The following is a 22,637-nucleotide window of genomic DNA, read 5'->3' on the forward strand; positions in this document are numbered from 1 at the left end:
ACGTCCCCTCGCTCCGCCTGCGGGGAGAGGGTTAGGGTGAGGGGCAGACTTTCTCGCCGATGATCAATCACAAGAACCGAAGATTCGGCTTAGAGGCGGATTGAACCTGTATCGGAAGGCGAGTCTGCCCCCCGACAATCGAAATCGAAACGCGTGTTAGTTCGTCGTGTTCGCTGCCGTTGCCGCTGCAACCGGCTCGGCGACGCTTGCAGCGCTTGCGTCTTCCTTCGGCGGCAGGAACTTGTCGAGCAGAGCGATCATGTCGTCGTCGCGCGCCTGTGCAGTCTTGCCGCCCATGACGACGGCGACGAGGCGGGTGCCGCCGCGCTTGGCAGACGTCACCAGGTTGTAGCCGGAGGCGTCCGTATAACCGGTCTTGATGCCGTCGACGCCTTCGTAGCGCTTCATCACGCCGTTATGGCCGCGCAGCTTCATGCCGCGAAACTCGATCGTCTTGTTGGCGAAAAGCTGGAACTCCTGAGGAAAGTCGCGCATCAGCGCGAGACCAAGCGTCGCCATGTCGCGCGCCGTCGTCACCTGGGCCGGGTCCGGCAGGCCGTTGGCGTTCTTGAATACCGTGCGGCTCATGCCGAGTGCCTTGGCCTTCCGGGTCATCATCTCGCCGAAGGCCGGCTCGTTGCCGGCAAGCGTCTCGCCGATCACGACGGCTGCGTCGTTGGCCGAAAGCACGACCATGCCCATGACCGCTTCGCGCACGGTGATCTGGCGGCCAGCGCCGACGGCAAGCTTGAACGGCTCGAGGCCGTTGGCATGTTCGGAAACCGTCAGCTTCTGGTCCCATTGCAGGGTGCCGTTCTTCAGCGCTTCGAAGGCGAGATAGATCGTCATCATCTTCGTCAGCGAGGCCGGAAAGTTCAGCTCGTCCGCATTGTCGGCTTCGAGAATCGAGCCGGTCTCGGCGTTGACGACAAAATGCGCCTGTCCGGCTGCGGCATAGGATGCGCTGCCAATGAGCAGGCTCACGGAGACCGCGGCAGACGCGACCATACGGATAAGGGACTGCATATCGTGTTTTCTCGTTTCGACGCTATCGAACGACCTCGGGACGAAAATCGTGATCGAATTATGGAAGACATGCCGCTCAATACGGCAGCGGCCGCGTTTTCCACGGCCGAGACATCCCCGCCTTTTTATGGGTAGCAGGCCCGCGCGGCAAGCACCTGCGGCAATCCGTCTGCAAATATCACAGTCCCGGCGGCCGAGGCACAAAGCCGTCGCCGCGGGCAGGACCATCTCGCGCTTCACCGAGGTTTAACCTGATTGCGCCAAGGTGACCGTCTCCCCTGCCCGGCCAGCCTCAACGGCGACACCGGCGTGGGTTCACAAACGAAGGCGTCGCCCGCGACGCGGCAAACTTCCACCCGTTTCGGCAGGCCATGCACCCGAACTCAGCCACGGCAAACCTATCCACCGAGCGTCAGCGGGTGCCGGCTGCCTTCGATGCCGGCCTGGCGGAGCTCGTCCACGGTCTTGCCGCGCTGCTCTCGGGCCTTGGCCTGTTCCTCATCGTCTTCACGCTGATCCCGTTTGAGGGTGCGGTAACCACGGACCCCAACGCCGCCAACGAAGGCAATATCATCAACCAGGTCGGCTACCTAGTGCTCGGCGCGGTCTATTTGTTCGCCATGCTGCTTACGGTCGACAGGCGGATATTGGCCCGCCTGGTCTCGCCGAGCTGGATCGCGATCTTCGCGATCGCCTATCTCTCCTGCCTGCAGTCCTATGACCCTGCGGCTTCCGCCCGCGGCCTGACGCTGAGCCTCATTGCGATGATCATGGTGGCGGGCGTGCTGGTGCTGCCGAGGAGCGAGCGAGATTTCGTCAATGCCGGCGCCAACGCCATCCTGCTTCTGATCCTGATCGACTATGCCGCGCTCTTCGTGGCGCCAGACCGCGCCATCCATTCGGCCCTCGGCGACGAACCCTGGCATGCGGGCTTCTGGCGCGGCCATCTGCTGCACAAGAACGTCTCGGCCCCGGTCTTTTCCATCCTCTGCATGTTCGGCATCTATTGCCTGCGTGCCGGTGCGCCGCTGCGCGGCTGGGCAATCACGCTTCTTGCGGCCAATTTCGTGCTTCATACCGGGTCGAAGACGACGATCGGCTTCCTGCCGATCGCGATCGGCCTCGTCTTTGCCGGGCGCGCCGTGCGCAGCCCCAGCCTGATGATCCTCGCCCACCTCGCCATGTCGGCTCTGATCTTCGGCCTGACGCTTGGCAGCATCTATTCCGACACGCTGCTTTCGATCACCAAGGCCCTGATCGACGATCCGACATTTACCGGCCGCGACGACATCTGGAAATTCGCCAGTGCCAGCATCGCCGAGCGCCCGTGGCTCGGCCAGGGCTATGCGAGTTTCTGGCTATCGCCCGTGATCATGGGAATGGAAGCGAATTTCGAGGCGAGCTGGGACGTGCGCGGCATCGTTACCGGTCACAACAGCTATCTCGACGCGGTGCTGATGTTCGGCGTGCCGGGCGGCATCCTCATGACGGCCCTCCTCTTCGTCAAACCGCTCTTCGATTACATCCGCGCCTATCGTCGCCCGCAGGCGCGGATCTTTGCCGACTTCTGCGTGATGGTGGTCATCTTCATGACCTATAATGCCATGCTCGAAAGCTTCTTCCTCAATCGTGCCGACCCGATGTGGCTGCTGACCGCGCTTGCCGTCTTCGGGCTCGGGCTTGCCGGCCGCATGAGCATGCGCGCGGAAGCGCCAGCCTCCCGACGCTGAACGCTTGCCAAGACATAAGGATATCTTTATATCTTAGTGTAATCTCTTCTAGCCGGGAAAAACCGATGACCGCAGCATCCAATGTCCTCTCCTCTCTCCTCGCCGAAAAAGGCATTCTTCTCGCCGACGGCGCCACCGGCACGTCGCTCTTCGCCATGGGCCTGGAGGCCGGCGAAGCGCCGGAACTCTGGAATGAGAGCAAGCCGGAGAACATCACCAAGCTGCATCAGGATTTCGTCGACGCCGGCGCCGACATCATCCTCACCAACACCTTCGGCGGCACCCGCCATCGCCTGAAACTGCACCAGGCGGACGACCGCGTGCATGCGCTGAACAAGCGCGCCGCCGAGATCGCCCGCGCCGTTGCCGACAAGGCACCGCGCAAGGTCATCACGGCCGGCTCCGTCGGCCCGACCGGCGAACTGCTGATTCCGCTCGGCGCGCTTTCCTATGAGGACGCGGTTGTCGCCTTCATCGAGCAGATCGAAGGCCTGAAGGCCGGAGGCGCCGAAGTCGCCTGGATCGAAACCATGTCCTCGCCGGACGAAATCCGCGCCGCCGCCGAAGCCGCTGCCAAGGTGGGCCTGCCCTACGTCTATACCGGCTCCTTCGACACCGCCGGCAAGACGATGATGGGCCTGCATCCGAAGGATATCCACGGTGTCGTCAGCGATCTCGGCAACGGGCCCGTGGCCGTTGGCGCCAATTGCGGCGTCGGCGCTTCGGACATCCTTTCCTCGCTGCTCGACATGACCGAAGCCGCCCCTGAGGCGACCGTGATCGTCAAGGGCAATTGCGGCATTCCGGAATTCCGCGGCTCCGAGATCCACTATTCCGGCACGCCGCCGCTGATGGCCGAATATGTACGGCTTGCGGCCGATGCCGGCGCCAAGATCATCGGCGGCTGCTGCGGCACCACCTGCGACCACCTCGCCGCCATGCGCGTGGCGCTGGACGAGCATGTGCGCCGCGAGCGCCCGACGCTGGAGCTGATCATCGAAAAGATCGGCCCCATGCGCAACAAGACCGCCAACGAAACGGCAGCCGCGCCGGCCCGCGAGCGTCGCAGCCGCCGCGCCTGATCTGAGCGACAAGCCAAATCAAAAGCAAACGCCCCGGCATCGCATGATCCGGGGCGTTTGTTTTTGGAGATTGATGGACAGCGCCCGGTAGTGGCACACGCCGTTAAAGATCGGCGCTCCCGAAGAGCGGCAGAGTGCCCGGCTCACGCCAGGAAAGAGCATCGCGCTCCGCCGCCTGGATGAAGGAGCGGTAGAAGTCGAAGGCTCGGCCCATCTGGCGAGATCCTTGCTCGGAGAAATGCCCGAAGTCCTCGAAGAGCGAGACACCCTTGTCCTCGACCTTGCAGCTATCCGCATCGCAGAGATAGTTCATGAAGCTGACGACCGGATATTCGTCGGCGATATCGGCGACCACCTTGAGCACGTCCTGATCATATTTGCGCACGTCCTTCAGCGCCGGCTCGCAGCGCTGATCCGGTTCGCCGAGCAACCGTGCCCTGGCCACGCAGAGCCCCGTGTCGCGGCCGTCATGCGGCGTCGGCGCCACGAAGACGGCTTCGAAGCCGTTGGCCTTCAGCCAGGCGAGCGTCGTGCGCAGGCCGTCGCTGAGAAGGCTGACTTCCGACGGCATTTCCTTGCGGCCGTCGACGAGCACCGTCTCCTGCTGCAGATACTGGCTGAGCTGCGAGGACAGAACGACGTAGCGGATCGACCGGTTGGCAAGCAGAAAGCGGCGGACGTCGTCGTTGTAGCGCGCGCAGTCCTGCGGCCAGTTGCGACCGAGCCGGGAAACGACGGGCGCCAGGTTCAGGAACGGACCGCAATTGTTCTTGGCAAGCTGCACCAGCCGCACATCCGGCTTCGAGGCGATGACGCCATCGACGAGATGGCGGGCAAAGGAATCGCCCCAGACCGCGACTTCCGGCTTCGGGCTGGTGGCGCATGCGAGATCGGCGACGGCATCGCATTTCTTGCCGAGACCGACGCTCGGCTGTGTCAACCGCGCGAGCTCGCGGTTCCGGGCAACCAGTCCGTCCGAACCATCGAAGCCGAAGCCGAGTGCGATCGCCGCCGATCCGGCGGCAAGCGTTGCGCCGAAGACCGCGCCGCGCCCGAAGCGCTTGGGATTGCGGAAGGGCTGCTCGACAAAACGCCAGCTGAGATAGGCGAGCGCGAAACACAGCACGATCAAGAGCGCATAGCCCTCGGCCGGGATGCCGTCGATCGCCCTCAGCCGCGCGAAGGCGAAGACCGGCTGGTGCCAGAGGTAAAGGCTGTAGCTGATGAGGCCGATCGCGACCAGCGGCTTCAGCGACAGCAGCCGTCCGACGGCAGTGTCGCCGTGTGCAAAGGCAAGAACCAGCGCCGTTCCGAGCACCACGGGCACCGTCGTAAAGCCGGGATAGAAGGCCGATTCCGGCACGAAGAGGTAGCTCGCGATGATCGCTGCCAGGCCCAGGCCTGAGAGCAGTTCGCGGCGGCCTTTTGCCAGATCGAGCCTCTCGGCGCCCACAAGCGCCAGAGCCGCACCGATGCCAAGCTCCCAGAAGCGGCTGGGCAGAAGGTAGAAATTCGCGGCCGGATCGACCCGCGCCAGCAGCTGCGTCATCGCAAAACTCAAGCCGACGAGCGCCAGCACGACCTTCAGCGCCGTTGCCGCAGACACGCGGCGCAGCACAAGCAGGAGCAGCGGAAAGACGAGATAGAACTGCTCCTCGACCGCCAGCGACCAGGTGTGCAGCAGCGGCATCAGCTCGGTGCTCGGCTCGAAATATCCCGTCTGATCCCAGAACAGGAAATTCGAGGCGAAGAAATTCACGGCATAGAGGCTCTTGCCAAAAGTGTTGAGCTCCTGCGGCAACATCCACAGAAGCGCGAAAGGGATCGAAACGGCACAAACCAGCAGGAGCGCAGGTGCAATTCGGCGGGCCCGCCGCTCGTAAAAGCGGACGATGCTGAAGCTTCCGTCGCGGATTTCGCGATGAATGATCGAGGTGATCAGAAAGCCGCTAATGACGAAGAAGACGTCGACGCCGGCAAAACCGCCGGCAACAAGGCCGAAACCGGCATGGAACAGGAGGACTGGCACCACGGCAAGCGCGCGCAGTCCATCGATTTCGGGTCTGTAATGCATCAGCAGGGGGAACACTCGGTGGCAGGGGCCGCTGGTTAACACGGCCCTAACGACAGGACCATTGCTGCCCGGTCTATATCCACATTCGCGCGATTTCTGGGCACAGGCCGCCAACCGGCGCCGCGGCGACCGAAGGCCGCCGCGGGAGCACACGAGATATCCTTCGGCTCGCGGGTGTCAGACCGATGCACGAAGCCCTGTGAGATGCCGGCGCCAGGCATCGAGCCCGGTCTCGATATCCTTGCGGCCGAAACCGACACGGAAGCGATCGGTTGCGACCGGAAGAAGATCGGAAACGAAGAGGCTCGAAGGAAGGAGCAAGACGCCCGACTCCTCCACGAGACGCCGGCAATGGGTCTCGACACCGTCGGCGCCGAGATAGCGGGCAAATCCGACGCAGCCTCCGTCAGGTGCCCGCCATTCGTAGAGATCGGGAAACTCGGCGAAGAAGGTACCGAGCTTTTCGAGATTGGCAGCGACCAGCGCCCGGTTGCGATCGAGGATAACAGCGCGGGCCTTGAGCGCGATCGTCGCCAGCACTTCCGACGGTCGCGAATTGCAGATCGACAGGTAGTGCTTCATCTTCTCCATGCGCTCGAGCAGCGCGTGGTCGCGACAGGCGATCCAGCCGATCCTGAGGCCCGGAAGCCCGTATGCCTTGGACATGACGTTCAGCGAGATGCCGCGCTCGAAGCACTCGGCCGCCTGCGGCAGCCGAAGCGAGGGATCGCGTTCCAGGCCGCGATAGACCTCGTCGCTGAAGAGATGGATGCCGCGCTCGGCGCAGAGCGCCACCAGAGCCCGGAACGTTGCCTGGTCGGCGATGGCACCGGTCGGGTTGTTGGGGAAGTTGATGCAGATCAGCCGGGTGTTCGGGCGCAACGCCGCCCTGACATCGGCGATATCGAGCCGCCAGTTGTTTTCCGGCCGGAGCGGCACGCCGGTGACGGCACCGGCGATCGTTACCGGCAAAGTTTCCATCGACTGGTAGTTCGGCACTGTCACGATAGCGTGGTCACCCGGCCCGAGCAGCGCCAGCATGGCGCAATAGAGCCCCTCCTCCGCGCCGGCGAAGCAGAGGATGTCTGCGGCCGAAAGCCCTTCATAGGTGGCAGCGATCGCCGCTCTCAACGCCGGCGCGCCATAGGTCTCGGTGTAGCCGAGCGTCACGCTGTCCCAGGCGGCGCGGTCCCCGTCGTCGGCAAGTGCGAGCAGATCGCTCATGCTTATCGTCTGGCTGTCGCTCGCCGTCATATGGTGGCGGGCATTGAACTCCCAGCGAGAGAAATGGGTTTCAAGCCGGAAATCGGGCAAGGTCGTCATGGAAGTCTCCTCCTCTCGGCGCCCGGCGGCGCGCGAAACGGTTGCAGATCAGGCAACTACGGGGAGACGCGAAGCGGTCTCCGTCCGGAATTGCGCGTGTTTCAAATCAGGGTGCCTCGCCGCGTGCCGCAGCAAGATAATTGTAGATCGAGGCGCGGGAGGCGCCGATGAGGCTTGCCAGGTGATCGACGGCATTGCGCGTCTGGAACAGTCCGCGTCCATCGAGTGCTGCCACCAGCGCCACGCGATCGCCGCGCTTCAGGGCCGAAAGTGCCAGCCCCCGCTCCTTCAGCCAGCCATGCAGCGTCGCATTGATCTCCTCGCGCCAATCGCGCGCAAAAAGCGCCTGTGGCCTCGGCTGTTCGGCGCCGGCGAAAGCCGAAAGCAGCTTCACCGCGGTATCGATCATCGACATGTCAAGATTGATGCAAAGCAGGCCGACCGCTTCGCCCGCCTCGTCACGCAGCACGGCGGAGATCGACTTGAAGCGCCGGCCATCCGTGCCGGTTTTTTCATAAGGACCGAGCACGGCGTCGGCGCTGCCGACCGCGGCGAACTCTTCCTCGATCAGCGAATCTTCGCCGACCGCGCGCCCGGAAAAGCAGTTCCAGATCCCTGCAACCGTACCGGTCCTGAGATCGTGCACCACGACCTCTCCATGCGGATAGAGCAAGGCGCTGATCGCAGCGGCCGTCGGCGCATGCGTGGCAAGGATGGAGGCGAAGGCGGGTGCAATGGTCATGCCCGGTTATTTCTCAAATTACACCAATTGTCAATATTAGACTATTTGTTCAAACACAGCATATGCGCTGCAGCTTGCGTACCGTTCCGCTGGCCTATCCCCGATGACAGGAAGATTCGCTGCCTGCCCGTTCGTACCGGAAATGGACGAAACCATGCAGCAATTCAACGTGCTAGCGATCCTATGTGCGCCTCACAAGGCGCGCCGCGCGGTCGGAAACGCAGACGGGAGACTTACATGAACGCCGGCCCAGCCTCCTTTCCCGACCGGGATACCGTTGCCGAGAAGCTTGGGGCTTTCGCCGAAGCGGACCAGTCCTTCCTGCGCCTGCTGATGGAAAACCCCGAGCAGGACGAGCGTCTGATGGATGGCCTTTATCGCCACCTCGACCTCGCCTCGGAGGCCAAGTTCCTGAACTCCCTGAAACTGGAAAAGCTCGGGCAATGGTTCGGCAACACGGCCCCAGCGCGCCTGCAGATGCGCCTGATGGAAGCCGGCCGCTCCAGCCAGCACGCCGCCTACCAGGCGTTCAAGGCCGGGCTTTCGAAGGCCGGCGGTCTGGACCGCGCTTTTCCGAAGGCGTGAAACGACAGCCCCTCCTCGATGTGAGCCCGACCGTCGTGGGGGGCGATAGTGCAAGCTCCAAACCTCTACGCCCTCATTCCTGTGCTTGTCACAGGAATGAGGGCGGATGAGGCCGCCAATCGCCCCTCACCCTAACCCCGCAGGCGGGGAGAGCGACGGCTACGTCTCCACTTGTCCTCGATCTCCAGGGCAAGGCGCGAATGGGCCGCTGTGGGTATGAGCGGGTGCCATGCGTTTCCTTCTCCCCGCAGGCGGGGAGAAGGTGGCGGCAGCCGGATGAGGGGCTTCCCTCACCGTGTGGATGAGGGGCGAGCCCACTCAAACCGAGCCACCTTCAATTGCGCGAACCACCGAGCCCCTTCGCCAGCCGCACCAGGTTGACGAACTCGCCGCGATAGCCGAACGGGTCGGCGCCCTTGGCAGCGGTGGCAAGGTCGATGACCGCGTCATAGGAATAGTCAGCGAGGGCCGTTACGCCCGCGAGCTTCTGCCCGAAGGCCGCAACCGCGACGGAGAAGCGAACGTCGTTGGGCGCCTCAGCGAGCGCCGGCACTGCATTGGCCTCGGTCACCGGCGTGGTGATCAGTTCGCTTTTGTCGCCGTCAGGCTTCTTGTAGCGGATCTTCAGGAAGGCGAGCTCGCCGCCATGCGGGCTTGCTTCCGGCGCCGGCTTCTGTGCCTCCGCATAGCGCAGGTCGTCGTTCAGCACCGCGGGGCTGCCCGTCGGCGTCACCTCGTAGATCGCCGTCACGCTATGGCCGGTGCCGATGTCACCGGCGTCCACCTTGTCGTTGTTGAAGTCTTCACGCTTCAAGGCGCGCGTCTCGTAGCCGATCAGCCGGTATTCGGCGATCGCCGCCGGGTTGAACTCCACCTGCAGCTTGACGTCCTTGGCGATCGGGAAGAGCGACGAGCCTGCCTCCTCCACTAGCGTCTTCTGCGCTTCGGCGAGCGTGTCGATATAGGCGGCCGTGCCGTTGCCGTTCTGGGCGATCGTCTGCATCAGCGCGTCGTTGTAGTTGCCGCGGCCGAAGCCGAGCACCGAGAGGAAGATGCCGCTCTTGCGCTTGTCTTCGATCAGCCGCTTCAGATCCTCGTCGCTCGACGGGCCGACGTTGAAATCGCCATCGGTCGCCAGCATGACGCGGTTGACCCCGCCCTTGACGAAGGCCTTTTCGGCGAGCGCATAGGCCGCATCGATACCTTCGGCGCCGGCGGTCGAACCACCCGGCTGCAATGTATCGATCGCGGCAAGGATCTTCGCCTTGTCCTTCACCGCGGTCGGCTCCAGCACCGTCCCGGCATTGCCGGCATAGGTGACGATCGACACCGTATCCTCGGGCTTCAATCTCTCGACCAGCAGCCGGAAGGCGCCTTTCAGGAGCGGCAGCTTGTCCGGCTCGTCCATGGAGCCGGAGACGTCGATCAGGAAAACGAGGTTTGCCTTCGGCGCTTGCGCTGGCACGACGTCGTAGCCCTTGATCGCCACATGCATCAGCCGTGTGCCGCCGTTCCACGGCGTCGGGGTCACCGTCACCGTCGCCTTGAACGGCTCGGCGGCGGTTTCCGGGCGCGGCCAATCATAGGGGAAGTAATTGAGCATCTCCTCGACGCGCACGGCCTCACGCTCCGGCATCTGCCCTTCCATCAGCGAGCGGCGCACGAAGGCGTAGGCTGCCGTGTCGACATCGACCGAGAAGGTCGAGACCGGGTCAGTCACAACACTTTTCACCGGATTGCTGTCGGCCTTGCCGAAGCGCTCGCGGTTTTCCGGCGGTGCGATCAGGCTCTCCTCCTGGGCGATCGGCGCAGGCTGATAAGTCATCTGCGGCTGCATGCCACCGACGGCCGACAGCGGGGCGGCGCTGTCGCGCGCAACGCCGTTGGCCATTGCATCCGCAGCGGGCGCTGCGGCCTCGCTCTCCACCGCTGCGCTGGCGGGCGCCTCCAGGGTTTTTGCCTCCCGCTGGCGCGCGAGTTCATCTGTGGCCGCCTTTTTGGCCGCCATCTGCGGCTCGGGCCTTTGCCTTTGCACTTCCTTCTTCGCCTCGTCCTTCAGCGCGATCTCCTGCGCGCTCTCGCCGAAAGGCGAACCGTTGCGCGTCAGTTCGAGCGTCAGAAAGGCTGCGGCGGGCACGACGAGCAGGGTGGCGAGTGCCGATCCGGCAAGCAGTTTCCGGTTCATGATAGGGCTCCATATCCGGTTGAAGATGGAGCTTTGACGAACCGGCTGGACCGATCCTTGGGTGGCAGTCGAATTTTCTTGCCGCTCGTCGAAGGCCTGCATGGCGGCAGTGAGCGCGCGGGCGCGCGCTTCCGCGGAAGCCTTCGGCGGGGTGAGCCCGGAGAGCTTTTCGAAATCGTCGCTCATCGTCACACGGCCTCCTTGCCGAGCAATGTCTTCAGTCGCTTGCGCGCCTCGTGCACATGCCAGGATATGGTTGCTTCCGAGCATCCGAGCACGTCGGCGGCAGCCGCATGGCTCAGCCCCTCGGCGTAAACGAGCAGCACCGCATCGCACTGCTTTTCCGGCAGGTCCCGCACCGCCGCCCACAGCGCCTCGCGCTGCTCCTCATCGGGATCCTCGGGCGGAGCGATCGTCGCCTGTTCGCTGGCATAGGCCTGCATGCGCCGGTCATCGCGCGCCTGCCGTCTCTTGTGATCGCGGGCGGCATTCAAAGTCAGCGTATAGAGCCAGGTGCGAAACCGGCTGGTGCCGCGAAAACCACGGATCGCGCCCCCTAAGCGCAGGCAGACATCCTGGGCGATATCCTCGGCATCCGACACATTGCCGGACCAGCGCCAGGCGACCGCATGGACAAAATCATAGTGTCGCTCGACCAGCTGGCCAAAAGCCTGCCGGTCTCCACTTACCGCCTTTTCGACGAGTTCAGCGTCCAAATCCGTGCCCGCCCTCACCTCATTTGAACCTTAGACGTTGCAGGCTGCCCGATCCTTGGGTGGAAGACATATTTTTTTCGAGCGGGATGAGGAAAAGTGCGTGCGGTTTTCCGCCCGCATCCCGCGTCCAGAGAAAATCAGCGGGGAAACTTCCCGACGACGGCGATCATCGGCCCCATCGGAAACAGCCGGTCGTGACGATTGATCTCGGGCGCGTAGACGCTGGAAATCGTGCCGTCGAGGAAAAGCGCATTGGGGCAATCAAGCGTGTCACGAAAGAGCGTCGCGAAATCGTGGAAACGCACCGGGCGTTTCGAGATGACGAAGACCACCTCGCCCTTGTCCGTCACGCCGACGCCGTTGCGGGTCTTGAAACTGGTGCTATCGGGCAGCAAGCGCGGATGCAGCTTTCCGTCGATCACCAGCATCGGCCCGGATTGCGTGGCGAAGCGCGGTGTGATCCCGGCATCACGATAGGCTTCCGCCGCCATCACCCCCGCCTTGCCGTCGTCGATGGAGAACACCCCATTCGGCAGCAGATGGAAATTGCCCCAGCCGGTATTGGTGTTGAGCGGCGCCTGCTCGCGCCCCTCCTCGATGTGCAGCCCGACCGGCGACAGGTCGTCGTGATACATGCCGCCGTTCATGGCGAAGGCCATGTATTCCTCGCGGTGGCGCAGTTCGAGCGACAGCGCCCGGAACGAGCGGAAGGGCACGCCCGCCTGGTCCTTGTTGTAGAGCCGGATGTCGCTTGTCGCCGGATTGAACGAACAGGCGAGATAGTCCTGTCCGAGATGGCTGACGTCGCGGCAGGCGCCAGCAGCAGGCCCGGCAAGGCCAGCCGACAGAACGGCACCGACGAGAAAAGGCTTTGGGGAAAGCGGCATGGCAAAAGGTCCAATCGAATCAGACGTCAAGCATGACGGAGATTGCGGCGGTTCTGGCGCAACGCCAACGACAAGCATCCGCCCTCAGCCGGCGGCGATCAGCCCCATGGCAATCACAAGTCCATAACTCCCGGCCGCAGCCGCCAGCCCGAAGATCACGCAAAGGCAGGCAAAGCCGCCGACACCTGCGAGCGCATAGGATTTGGGATCGCGGTTCAGCACATCCTGCGACAGCGAAAGCAGCAGGCGCTTTTCCCTGAGCGTCGTCGCGAGCTTCACCGCATGGCGCTTCGCTTCCTTCCGCACCTCGCCAAAATTGTTGCCGATGGCGAGGAAGGTCAGCAACAGGCCAAGGGCGCTGATGGTCAGTGCGAATTTCCGGAGTAGGTCGATGGCATCGGGAAGGAAACCGCCCGAAAACACCGAACGGTCCACCAGCGCATCGAAGCCGGTGATGCAGGCGGCAATGACGGCGGCATGGCCGGCGCCGATCGCCAGCAGGCGCTTGAAGGCTTCATCGAGGACCTGGCTGTTTGCGGCGTGGATGCTGTTAAGGCGAGAGATCTGCGCTTCCACCTCCTCACGCGAAAGGTGCGGAGGATAGTTACTCACGGATACGACTGGGCTACCTCTCATACGATGGACTCCAACGCCACGCCGTCCAGATCGGTGTAAATTCGATAATATTATCTTTCCAAGACATCTCCAATTTTAGTCATTTTGGAGATTTGCACCATCTTTGCAGACAAGGAGGTCAGCCGGGCGGCCGAGACCACAGCGATTTTGGGGCGCCGACCCCAGTCATAAAGGTGATCGATTCTCGTAAGTTAGAGCGTGATGCAGAGGAAAACTGCGGACCCACCGGGATCAAGCTTTAGAGGCTAAGCGCTGCCATATGGAAGCGAAGCTGTTCCTGACGATAGCGATAGTCACTCCCGACAGGACAGGCATCGCGCGAAAGACAGCCTGCCGACAGGCAACCCGCCCTGGCCGCTTCGCTGCGCAGATGCCCGCGGCAGAGGCTGACATCGAAGCGCTCTTCGACAAGCGCATTTGCTGGACAGGCTGACATGCAGGGCTTTGCGGCACAACGATCGCAAGGGTGCTGCGCCGCCCGCTCGCCGGTTTCGGGAAGCGGCCTGTCGAAAGCAAGGGCGCCACGATAACCGTGCCAGAGCCCGTAACGCGGATGGATGAGGATGCCGAGCGGCGAAGGTTGCAGGCCCTCTGCCCGCATCGCCCATTGCTGGAAGGGCTGCCACGGCGGATCGGATGGGAAATAGGCGGTCGCCCCGCAGGCTGCGGCAACCGGCCCTATCACCACCTTCGACCAGGTGTCGAGCGGATCGGCACCGCCACGATCCGGCAGGCCCTCCCGCCAGGCATTGAAGGCCTGCCACAGCGAGCTGCCGATATTGCCGATCAGCAGCACGCTTGCCGCCGGTCGCCCATCGGCCAGCAGCGGTGCTGCCTCTGCGGAAGAGAAGTTCAGCGTTCCGCGCAAAAAAAGTCCGTGCGGCGCCAGCGCCGCACGGACTATCTCGACAATCTTGTCCGCTGTCGCGGAAGGCGCCGTCATTTCGGTTTCGGCCCCTGGTGTTCGTAATGCGGGCGCCAGACCTCCTTCTGGATCATGTCGGCCACCTGCGCCGCGCCGCCTTGCTCCCTGGCTCGCTCGGGACCCTTTCAGGTGAAAGCGTCCGGCATCGAATTCTTGCGCTGGTCGATAAAGGCCTTGAGCTTTTCGTCGATCGCGGGATCGAGGTAAGGCGCTTCGTAGTGTTCCAGCCAGCTGCGGGCGAGCGCATTGGCGCGCTGCTCGATGCGCTTTTCGCCTTCCACTTCCCACTGCTCGAAGGAATTGTTGTCGGCGAGCGGCGAGCGATAGAACGCGGTCTGGAAGTTGGCCTGGGTATGGGCGCAGCCGAGATAATGGCTGCCGGGGCCTACTTCGCGGATTGCGTCGAGCGCCTGGGCTTCTTCGGAGAGATCGATGCCCTCGGCCATCTTCTGCATCATGCCGAGCTGGTCCTGGTCGATCATGAACTTCTCGTAGGACGAGACGAGACCGCCTTCGAGCCAGCCGGCCGCATGCAGCACGAAGTTGGTGCCGGCAAGCAGCGTCATGTTGAGCGTGCTGGCCGATTCGTGCGCTGCCTGTGCGTCCGGAACCTTGGAGCCGCAGAGCGAGCCGCCGGTACGGAACGGCAGCTTCAGGCGACGCGCGAGCTGGGCAGCACCGTAGGAAACCAGCGACGGCTCCGGCGTGCCGAAGGTCGGTGCGCCCGACTGCATCGAGATCGAGGCCGCGAACGTACCGAACAGAACCGGCGCGCCCTTGCGGATCAGCTGGGTGAAGGAGGCGCCGGCGAGAACTTCGGCAAGGATCTGCGTCAGCGTGCCGGCAACCGTCACCGGGCTCATGGCGCCCGACAGGATGAACGGCGAAAGGACGCAGGCCTGGTTGTGGCGGGCATAGACCTTCAGCGCGCCGACCATGGTCTCGTCGAAGACCATCGGCGAGTTGGCGTTGATCAGGTTCAGCGTGACGCAATTGTTTTCGACGAACTCATCGCCGAAGACGATCTTCGCCATGGCGATCGTGTCTTCCGCGCGCTCCGGCGCCGTGACCGAGCCCATGAAGGGTTTGTCGGAATATTTGATATGGCTGTAGACCATATCGAGATGGCGCTTGTTGACCGGGATATCGACCGGCTCGCAGACCGTGCCGCCCGACGAATGTATCGACGGCGCCATATAGGCGAGCTTCACGAAATTGCGGAAATCCTCGATCGTCGCATAGCGGCGGTTGCCCTCGAGATCGCGCACGAAGGGCGGGCCGTAAACCGGCGCGAAGATCGTCGCCTTGCCGCCGACCTGGGCGCTACGCTCCGGATTGCGGGCATGCCAGGTGAATTCTGAAGGCGCCGTCTTCAGGAGTTCGCGGCAGAGCCCCTTGGGAAAATGCACGCGCTGGCCGCGCACATCGGCACCGGCCTCTTTCCACAGTTCGAGCGCTTCCGCGTCGTCGCGGAACTCGATGCCGATTTCCTCCAGGATCGTGTCGGCATTGCGCTCGATGAGCTGCAGGCCTTCCTCGTCGAGGACCTCATATTCGCGAATCTTGCGTTGGATATAGGGCAGAGACGGTCCCGGACCGCCGCCGGTGCGCGACGCACGCCGTGCTGCCGCTCCCCGTCCCTCGCCACGCGAGCGGCGACCGCCGCCTTCACCCGCGCCCTGATCTGTCACGTCGCTCATTCGCTTTTCCTCTCCCGCGCATCACTTTTTGCGCCTTCAAGCATCAATTGGTCCTAATGCTACCAAGCATAGGGGGCCTTGCGGGTCTCAATGCGCCAAGGAGTGGCGCAACTCGAACACTCCGAGAAGCGACCACAGGACGCCAAAAACCGCGTGGCGCGAATATATTGTTTTTGTTAAGAATATGCAGGCGTCAAAAGAAGCTGCCCTCCCGTCGCTTTTTGTCATATGCGACGTCGCTTTCGAAAACAGATTTTTAGAAATCGAACGCTATGGATTGATGGACGCGCCCGGAATATTTGCGCGGCCGTGCCAGGAACCGAGGAACCCCAATATGGCAGACGATGAAATCATTCTCGAGGACCTTTCCGACGAAGAACTTGTGCAGCAGATGCACGACGACCTCTATGACGGTCTGAAGGAAGAAATCGAGGACGGGACCCACATCCTGCTCAAGCGCGGCTGGACGCCCTACGATGTCCTGACCCAGGCGCTGGTCGAAGGCATGCGCATCGTCGGCATCGACTTCCGCGACGGCATCCTGTTCGTGCCGGAAGTGCTTTTGTCGGCAAACGCCATGAAGGCCGGCATGACGATCCTGCGCCCGCTTCTCGCCGAAACCGGCGCGCCCAAGCTCGGCAAGATGGTGATCGGCACCGTTAAGGGCGACATTCACGACATCGGCAAGAACCTCGTCGGCATGATGATGGAAGGTGCCGGCTTCGACGTCGTCGACCTCGGCATCAACAACCCGGTCGAGAACTACCTCGAAGCGATCGAGCGCGAGCAGCCGGACATTCTCGGCATGTCGGCGCTTTTGACCACCACCATGCCCTATATGAAGGTCGTGATCGACACGCTGAAGGAAAAGGGACTGCGCGACGACTACGTCGTTCTCGTCGGCGGTGCGCCGCTGAACGAGGAATTCGGCAAGGCCGTCGGCGCCGACGCCTATTGCCGCGACGCGGCGATCGCCGTCGAAACCGCCAAGGACTTCATGAAGCGCAAGCACAACCGGCTGGCAGCTGGCTAAGCTCCGAAGGCCATGAAATGACGAAGCCGGCCGCAGGGGTGAAATCCGCGGCCGGCTTTCTTATGTCTGGCTGGTTCGGCGTGGGTGACGGAGGCCGTGCCCAGTCGTTCGCCGTCAGGCTTAGTTGACGGAGTGTGCCACCTTCTTGCCGGCCGACTGTGTCGCGTTGACCGTGTTTGCAGTATCCTGCCCGATGCCGCGGATGGTGTTGCCGCAGGCGGTGAGCGTTGACAGGGCGACGAGAACGGCGCCGACGGTTGCAAGGGTCTTTACTGTCATGGTCAGGTTCCTTCCCGCTTATAGCCACATGGAATCAAGATGGAAAAAATATCGTCGGCAATAGAACGTGCACAACCGAAAAAAGTTCACGTGATCGGTTGTGGCGCCATCGCGCGCGAAATCCTGGCGATCTGCGAGGCAAACGGGCTCGCCCATATCGACCTCAACTGTCTGCCCGCCATCTGGCACAACACGCCTGAAAAGATCACGCCGGGCATTCGTGACGCGATCGCCAAGGCGCGCGCCGAAGGCTTCGAGCGCATTTTCGTCGCCTATGCCGATTGCGGCACCGGCGGCCATCTCGACCGGCTCTGCGAGGAGGAAAAGGTCGAGCGCATCCCCGGCCCGCACTGTTATTCCTTCTTCGCCGGCAACGCGGATTTCGCCCGCCGTTGGGACGACGACATCACCGCCTTTTTCCTCACCGATTTCCTCGCCCGCCAGTTCGAAGCCTTCGTCATCGAACCGCTCGGCCTCGACCGGCATCCGGAACTGCGCGACATGTATTTCGGCCATTACCGCAAGCTGGTCTATCTCTCGCAGCAGGAGGACAAAGCCCTGCAGGAAAAGGCGAAGAAGGCAGCCGAAACGCTCGGGTTGGAATACGAATATCGCTTCACCGGTTACGGTGATCTGGCGACGTCGCTGATCAGGGCGTGATGGAACGGCGGCCGAAGTGGCCGCGGCAGATCTAGCTGCGCGCGGCGATCACGAGGCCGGTGGCAATCATGGCGCTGCCGGCCACCCGGTTCAGCGCCCGGACCGCCCGGGTGGTGCGGAACCACCGTGACGATGCCGCAGACAAGAGCGCATAGCCACCCATCGTGACAACATTGACCGCGAAAACGACGGCAAGCACCGTCCCGATCCCGAAGCGATCAAGGCTTTCGAGGTCGAGGATCAGCGGCATCAGGCTGGCATGAAAGAGGATCGCCTTCGGATTGCCGAAGCCGATGGCAGCGCCGAGCGCCAGCGAGCGCATCCATCTGCGCTCGCCCGATGCCACCTCCGCCTCAACCGTCGCAGCCGCGCGCCACATCCGATATCCGAGGAAAATCAGATAGCCGGCGCCAGCATATTTGATGGCAAGAAACAGCCAGCCGAACGTCTGTGCAATGACCGTGAGGCCAGCAAGCGCGACGCTTACGAGCACCATATCGCTGAGCGCGATACCGAGGCCACAGGCCAGCGCCGGGCCAACACCACGGCTGATACTGGTGGAAATGACCGCGAACATGGCAGGCCCCGGGGTGACCGCGGCCAGGAACAGTGCCAGAGCATAGGTGGAGATGACAGCAAGGGTCATGGCTAAGGCCTGGGGAAAATTCCACGATCCAAGCATATAGGCACAATCTCTCGATCTACACAAATAGACAAACACACAAACAATTTGGATACACGCATATACAATGACATGCGCAAGACAAACCGAAACAATCTTCAAGAGAAGAAACACTCGAAAACATATCTCGAGAAAAACCAGGTCTCACGATCTGTAACTATTCAATTTAAATCTCGTCTACTTCAGAATTTATTTTGGAACCATGTGCGCTCCACCTCGTTTAGCTACCAGATCATATCTCCACCCCTGACGCTTCCTCTGCCGCCTGACAATTGGCCGTCTTTGCGCCAAGCACCGATCCAACACGCGGGAGCGTCTCCAGTGACCAGGCATTTCAAGTATGACAAAGAGGCCCTGCTTCGTGGCTGGGACGCAGTCTACGATCTCGAAGAGTTCATTCTGGCCTATCGCCTGCCACCGCTTGCCGCGCGCGAAATCTTCGCAAAGGCCGGCCCCCGCCGGCTCGATCTGGCAAATGCGATGGACGCACGAGACATAACGGCGCCCCGGGACCAGTCGAGACACACTCAAGGTGCTTGAGTGAAGTTCGTTGCGCTGGCGCGACAACGCGTGCAGGGTGCTCCATCGACAGCGATTGAAGCGGGCGCTGTCGCAAACAGGCCTTTCCGTGCCTGCGCCCCAACCAAAGGAGGACGTAATGTCTTCCAGCAATCCAGAACACTATCTTGATTCAGACGACCTCAGCCTGTTGGTCGAGGTGCTTACCGTTGCCGGTTTCTACGGAACGACAGCGACGGCAGATCCGGCCGGACGGCTTGCCGCGGCACGCTTCCTGATGACTGCTCTCGAAAGCGGCATCGACACCAGTGCGACGCTCGCCGCAGCACTTGTAGAGCGTGCGGATGCCTCAAACGGCGAACATCAGACGCCGGCACAGTTGAAAGCTGAGGCGATTGACCGATGGGATGACGAAGGCGGCGCCGTTTCGGATGTCGTCGCCAAGCCTGCGGCCTGACCGCCGCTTGCGGCTAACCGATTGATCGCGTGCGCTATTCCGGCGCCGGTGAAGGGAGAATTCGATGTACACGCTGCCCAACCTGACGGGCCATAATCTCAGCCACCACGACATCGTGGTGGTCCGGAGGGTTTTTGAAGCGACCTGCTCGAAAATATGTATTCAGCGTCCCGGCGACCATGCCGACCGCCTGGCCAGATTCATTATGGATGAGTTTCGGTTCGGCAATACCGACGAGGCTTCGCTCCTTGAATGTGCCCTATGGCATGAAACACGGGGCATCTTGCCCGAGGCGAAGCGCGACTCGCTCGTTGACATGCGAACAGCATTGGCCCGAGAGAACCACGATCTCGGCTGAACACAGGCAACAGATTTGCGGTCGAGACGCTCAGTAGTCGCTCTACCCGTCCAACTGTAACCGCCATTCCAACCGTCCGATCTCCGCTATCTGGCCGCCGCTCACGGGCAGCCAGCACGGCCAGGCGCGTCGCCTGGAACATGACAGTGAGCCCTCGAACAACAGGAGCCATCATGGCCAAGGACATCAAGACACTGGACGTGCTTTTTCACGATACGTTGAAGGACGTCTACTTCGCCGAGAACAAGATCGTCGACACACTGCCGAAGATGCGCGATGCCGCCAAGAGCAAGCCGCTCAAGGACGCGTTTATCAAGCATCTCGCAGAGACAAAGGTCCATGTCGAGCGATTGGACGAAGTGTTCAAGATCATCGGCAAGAAGCCTGAGAAGAAGACCTGTGACGCGATCATGGGCATCACCAAGGAAGGCGCCTCGATCATGGAAGCGTATCAAGGCTCGCCCGCGCTCGACGCCGGACTGCTTGCAGCCGCACAGGCTGTCGAACACTACGAAATGTCACGCTATGGCACGCTGAGGACCTGGGCGCTGGAACTGGGCATGAAAGACGCCGCCAAGCTGCTTCAGACGACGCTCGACGAAGAGCAGGCGACGGACATTGCCCTGACCGCGATCGCCACCAAGGTCGTCAATCAGTCCGCCGAAAAAGCGGCCTGACACAAGCACCAGCCCGGCTTGATCCTTTATCGAGCCGGGCAAAGGCTGCGGTTCCGGCGGCCATCTCGACCCTCTCTGCGAATTGAAGAGGTCGAGCGCATCCCCGGCCCGCACCGTTATTCCTTCTTCGCCCGCAACAGGGATTTCGCCCGCCGCCGGGACGACGACATCACCGCCTTTTTCCTCACCGATTTCCTCGCCCGCCAGTTCGAAACCTTCGTCATCGAACCGCTCGGCCTGGACCGGCATCCGGAGCTGAGGGACATGTATTTCGGCCATTACCGCAAGCTGGTCTATCTCTCGCAGCAGGAGGATCTGGCCCTGTAGGAAAAGGCGAAGAAGGCGGCGGACTATCTCGGGCTTGAATACGAGTACCGCTTCACCGGCTATGGCGATCTCGCGACCTCGCTGATCAGGGCGTGAGTATGCGACTTGTCGCGCATGGCGCGCGGTGTCGCAGGTTGGGGCATCACACGCTGGCCCTGCTAGCGCGCATTTACTCTATCGGCTGATTGGGCGCTCCGACCGGCACACGCGCCACGATGGGCCTTCCCGCATAGGACAGAACGCTGCACAACCTGCTGGCTGCAACTCCACCGCTGACCACAGGATTGCCCGTCATGAGCGCACTGCTTTCCGCCGAACTCGCCTGGTACGCCACCGGCCGCTTCTACGAGGCGAACGACGGCACGTTGGCCGACTACGGCTATTTCCTGCACCTGCCTTTTCTTGATGCCCAGATGTTTGATGGAGAACCGGGCGAAACGACTGCCCATTTCACCTTCGCCGCCAAGCCTTTCAAGGCGCAAGCGGCAGCAAACGGTGTCCTGTCCCTCGGCCTCGACCCGGTCGGCGAATTTTCGCTTTATCTTCAGCGCAAGCCGGCTGGAACCTTCGATGACCCCACCTCCTTCGCCAAGGGAGAATGCATCGCCACGTTCCGGCGGACCAGCCTGGTGGTGGGGACGACGGTCTCCGACACCATCGCTGGGACGACGGCCGTGCTGTTCGGCACCAATGTGTTTTCGGCCCGCCTGGTCGCAAGCGCACCGTTCGATTTCGGCGGTCGCCGCCACGATTTCGCACACTATCTCGGCGCGGGCATCACGCAATTCGGCACATCCGCCGCCACGCAGATCGAGCCGACGCCGGCGGGCTACAAGCGGGTGCTGCCGTTCACGGGCTCGGCCATCGCCCTCGGTCGAGCCGGCTAGCGCCGATCACGGAGGCTGATGCCGCCCGGCGCCCATTGCCGCCGGTAACAACACTGTCTGACGGAGGCGGAAGCAGGAACCGAGCACTTTACGGCGAGCCTCATATAGGGTACCCCCCTATATAATATTGGAGCCGGCGGCATGAGCAATCACCAACACGACCATCATCACCACCACAGTCACCACGGGCATTCGCATGGCGAAGGACGCGTGCTCGCGGCGCGCCACGATCACGTCTTCCTCGGCGGCAATCACGAGCGCAACGAGCGGCGGACCTGGATCGTCATCGCGGTCACCGCAACGATGATGGTGATCGAGATCGCGGCCGGGCAGGTCTTTGGGTCGATGGCGCTCGTTGCCGATGGTTGGCACATGTCGACCCATGCGGCCGCGATGCTGATTGCCGCGCTTGCCTATCTCTATGCGCGCAAGCATTCGAACAATCGCCGTTTCACCTTCGGCACCGGAAAGCTTGGCGACCTCGCCGGTTTTTCCAGCGCCATCGTGCTGGCGCTCATCGCTCTGCTGATCGGCTGGGAGAGCCTGCGCCGCCTCAACGCTCCGGTGGCGATCGATTTTAGCGAGGCGATTCTCGTCGCCGTCGCCGGCCTCATCGTCAACCTCGTGTGCGCCTGGCTGCTGAAGGACGACCACGCCCATCACCATCATGATCACCACGGGTCGCATCATGGACACCATGGCGGGCAGGATCGAAACCTGCGCGCCGCCTATCTGCACGTCCTCGCCGATGCGCTGACCTCGGTTCTCGCAATTGTCGCGCTCGGTCTGGGCGCGATCTATGGCTGGCTGTGGCTTGATCCCGCCATGGGTATCGTCGGCGCAATCGTCATTGCGCGCTGGTCCTTCGGTCTCATCCGCGACACCGGAGCAACCTTGCTGGATTACCTTCCCGAAGGCGAAGACCTGCCCGAAGAAATCGGCGAGATCGTCGCCAAGGAAGATGCCGAGATTGTCGATCTGCACGTCTGGCAGCTCGGACCGGGTCACCACGGCGCGATCGTCTCGCTTGTCGCCGACAACCCGCGGGCACCGTCCTATTATCGGGAGAAGCTTGCCGCCATTCACGATTTGTCGCATGTCACCGTGGAGGTGGAACCACGGGCCGCATAGCGACGGCGCCCGAAAC

The 22,637-nt window shown here is 62.5% G+C and carries 23 protein-coding genes and 1 pseudogene; 12 read left to right on the top strand and 12 right to left on the bottom strand.

Features of this window, described 5'->3' with window-relative positions; genetic code table 11:
- Window positions 1–156: 156 nt before the first annotated feature.
- Window positions 157–1,026: a D-alanyl-D-alanine carboxypeptidase family protein gene (locus tag ACTJKE_RS25210; protein WP_440692763.1), complete on the bottom strand. Its 870-nt coding sequence runs from the start codon at window positions 1,024–1,026 to the stop codon at window positions 157–159.
- A 371-nt stretch (window positions 1,027–1,397) separates the two neighbouring features.
- Here ACTJKE_RS25210 and ACTJKE_RS25215 point away from each other — a divergent pair, with 371 nt between their 5' ends.
- Both ACTJKE_RS25215 and bmt read left to right on the top strand, forming a co-directional pair.
- Window positions 1,398–2,756, top strand: coding sequence for an O-antigen ligase family protein (locus ACTJKE_RS25215; RefSeq protein WP_440692765.1), 1,359 nt, complete (start codon window positions 1,398–1,400; stop codon window positions 2,754–2,756).
- 65 nt (window positions 2,757–2,821) lie between these two features.
- Window positions 2,822–3,838 (top strand): betaine--homocysteine S-methyltransferase, encoded by a 1,017-nt coding sequence (gene bmt, locus ACTJKE_RS25220; RefSeq protein WP_058323199.1) that lies wholly within the window; start codon window positions 2,822–2,824, stop codon window positions 3,836–3,838.
- Between the two features lie 103 nt (window positions 3,839–3,941).
- On the opposite strand, the gene ACTJKE_RS25225 is transcribed toward bmt, so the two are convergent.
- From ACTJKE_RS25225 to ACTJKE_RS25235, 3 genes are all read right to left on the bottom strand, one after another.
- Window positions 3,942–5,912 carry an acyltransferase family protein gene (locus ACTJKE_RS25225; RefSeq protein WP_057254165.1) on the bottom strand — a complete coding sequence of 657 codons (1,971 nt, stop codon included), beginning with the start codon at window positions 5,910–5,912 and terminating at the stop codon, window positions 3,942–3,944.
- Window positions 5,913–6,089: 177 nt separating this feature from the next.
- Window positions 6,090–7,235, bottom strand: a complete 1,146-nt coding sequence (locus ACTJKE_RS25230) for an aminotransferase class I/II-fold pyridoxal phosphate-dependent enzyme (RefSeq protein WP_057254163.1) — start codon at window positions 7,233–7,235, stop codon at window positions 6,090–6,092.
- A 106-nt stretch (window positions 7,236–7,341) separates the two neighbouring features.
- The gene (locus ACTJKE_RS25235; RefSeq protein ID WP_440692768.1) at window positions 7,342–7,977 is read right to left on the bottom strand and encodes a helix-turn-helix transcriptional regulator; all 636 of its coding nucleotides are present in this window, start codon (window positions 7,975–7,977) and stop codon (window positions 7,342–7,344) included.
- A gap of 237 nt (window positions 7,978–8,214) precedes the next feature.
- Here ACTJKE_RS25235 and ACTJKE_RS25240 point away from each other — a divergent pair, with 237 nt between their 5' ends.
- Window positions 8,215–8,562: a hypothetical protein gene (locus ACTJKE_RS25240; protein ID WP_058323203.1), complete on the top strand. Its 348-nt coding sequence runs from the start codon at window positions 8,215–8,217 to the stop codon at window positions 8,560–8,562.
- A gap of 334 nt (window positions 8,563–8,896) precedes the next feature.
- Here ACTJKE_RS25240 and ACTJKE_RS25245 read toward each other — a convergent pair whose 3' ends face one another.
- From ACTJKE_RS25245 to ACTJKE_RS25270, 6 genes are all read right to left on the bottom strand, one after another.
- Entirely contained in the window at window positions 8,897–10,933 is a 2,037-nt protein-coding gene (locus ACTJKE_RS25245; protein ID WP_440692770.1) for a vWA domain-containing protein, read from the bottom strand.
- 2 nt (window positions 10,934–10,935) lie between these two features.
- On the bottom strand, window positions 10,936–11,463 hold the full coding sequence (locus ACTJKE_RS25250) for an RNA polymerase sigma factor (RefSeq protein ID WP_057254155.1): 528 nt from the start codon (window positions 11,461–11,463) through the stop codon (window positions 10,936–10,938).
- Window positions 11,464–11,600: 137 nt separating this feature from the next.
- Window positions 11,601–12,350: a phosphodiester glycosidase family protein gene (locus ACTJKE_RS25255; RefSeq protein ID WP_440692773.1), complete on the bottom strand. Its 750-nt coding sequence runs from the start codon at window positions 12,348–12,350 to the stop codon at window positions 11,601–11,603.
- An 84-nt stretch (window positions 12,351–12,434) separates the two neighbouring features.
- Complete coding sequence (locus tag ACTJKE_RS25260) at window positions 12,435–12,962, bottom strand: hypothetical protein (protein WP_440692775.1); 528 nt, start codon at window positions 12,960–12,962, stop codon at window positions 12,435–12,437.
- A 262-nt stretch (window positions 12,963–13,224) separates the two neighbouring features.
- On the bottom strand, window positions 13,225–13,929 hold the full coding sequence (locus ACTJKE_RS25265) for a ferredoxin (protein WP_440692777.1): 705 nt from the start codon (window positions 13,927–13,929) through the stop codon (window positions 13,225–13,227).
- A gap of 107 nt (window positions 13,930–14,036) precedes the next feature.
- On the bottom strand, window positions 14,037–15,611 hold the full coding sequence (locus tag ACTJKE_RS25270) for a trimethylamine methyltransferase family protein (RefSeq protein ID WP_058323207.1): 1,575 nt from the start codon (window positions 15,609–15,611) through the stop codon (window positions 14,037–14,039).
- 334 nt (window positions 15,612–15,945) lie between these two features.
- On the opposite strand from ACTJKE_RS25270, the gene ACTJKE_RS25275 reads away from it, so the two are divergent.
- Entirely contained in the window at window positions 15,946–16,644 is a 699-nt protein-coding gene (locus ACTJKE_RS25275; protein ID WP_057254147.1) for a corrinoid protein, read from the top strand.
- Between the two features lie 120 nt (window positions 16,645–16,764).
- Here the strand turns inward: ACTJKE_RS25275 and ACTJKE_RS25280 are convergent, their stop codons facing one another.
- The gene (locus ACTJKE_RS25280; protein ID WP_057254143.1) at window positions 16,765–16,923 is read right to left on the bottom strand and encodes a hypothetical protein; all 159 of its coding nucleotides are present in this window, start codon (window positions 16,921–16,923) and stop codon (window positions 16,765–16,767) included.
- Between the two features lie 39 nt (window positions 16,924–16,962).
- Here ACTJKE_RS25280 and ACTJKE_RS25285 point away from each other — a divergent pair, with 39 nt between their 5' ends.
- Entirely contained in the window at window positions 16,963–17,583 is a 621-nt protein-coding gene (locus ACTJKE_RS25285; protein WP_112995564.1) for a DUF1638 domain-containing protein, read from the top strand.
- 31 nt (window positions 17,584–17,614) lie between these two features.
- Here ACTJKE_RS25285 and ACTJKE_RS25290 read toward each other — a convergent pair whose 3' ends face one another.
- The gene (locus tag ACTJKE_RS25290) at window positions 17,615–18,229 is read right to left on the bottom strand and encodes a LysE family translocator (RefSeq protein ID WP_113737630.1); all 615 of its coding nucleotides are present in this window, start codon (window positions 18,227–18,229) and stop codon (window positions 17,615–17,617) included.
- 357 nt (window positions 18,230–18,586) lie between these two features.
- On the opposite strand from ACTJKE_RS25290, the gene ACTJKE_RS25295 reads away from it, so the two are divergent.
- The 7 genes and pseudogenes from ACTJKE_RS25295 (at window position 18,587) to dmeF (ending at window position 22,621) form a co-directional block, all read left to right on the top strand.
- Complete coding sequence (locus tag ACTJKE_RS25295) at window positions 18,587–18,805, top strand: hypothetical protein (RefSeq protein WP_112995562.1); 219 nt, start codon at window positions 18,587–18,589, stop codon at window positions 18,803–18,805.
- Between the two features lie 118 nt (window positions 18,806–18,923).
- Window positions 18,924–19,241: a hypothetical protein gene (locus ACTJKE_RS25300; protein ID WP_057254138.1), complete on the top strand. Its 318-nt coding sequence runs from the start codon at window positions 18,924–18,926 to the stop codon at window positions 19,239–19,241.
- A 64-nt stretch (window positions 19,242–19,305) separates the two neighbouring features.
- Window positions 19,306–19,599 (top strand): hypothetical protein, encoded by a 294-nt coding sequence (locus ACTJKE_RS25305; RefSeq protein WP_112995560.1) that lies wholly within the window; start codon window positions 19,306–19,308, stop codon window positions 19,597–19,599.
- Between the two features lie 173 nt (window positions 19,600–19,772).
- On the top strand, window positions 19,773–20,276 hold the full coding sequence (locus ACTJKE_RS25310; protein ID WP_057254133.1) for a YciE/YciF ferroxidase family protein: 504 nt from the start codon (window positions 19,773–19,775) through the stop codon (window positions 20,274–20,276).
- Window positions 20,277–20,322: 46 nt separating this feature from the next.
- A pseudogene (locus ACTJKE_RS25315) lies at window positions 20,323–20,699 on the top strand (DUF1638 domain-containing protein); the annotation flags it as partial.
- Window positions 20,700–20,896: 197 nt separating this feature from the next.
- Entirely contained in the window at window positions 20,897–21,490 is a 594-nt protein-coding gene (locus ACTJKE_RS25320; protein WP_440692781.1) for a hypothetical protein, read from the top strand.
- Between the two features lie 141 nt (window positions 21,491–21,631).
- Window positions 21,632–22,621 (top strand): CDF family Co(II)/Ni(II) efflux transporter DmeF, encoded by a 990-nt coding sequence (dmeF, locus tag ACTJKE_RS25325; RefSeq protein WP_440692783.1) that lies wholly within the window; start codon window positions 21,632–21,634, stop codon window positions 22,619–22,621.
- Window positions 22,622–22,637 lie beyond the last annotated feature (16 nt).

It is taken from the genome of Ensifer sp. 22521 (assembly GCF_052044795.1).
Lineage (GTDB): Bacteria > Pseudomonadota > Alphaproteobacteria > Rhizobiales > Rhizobiaceae > Ensifer.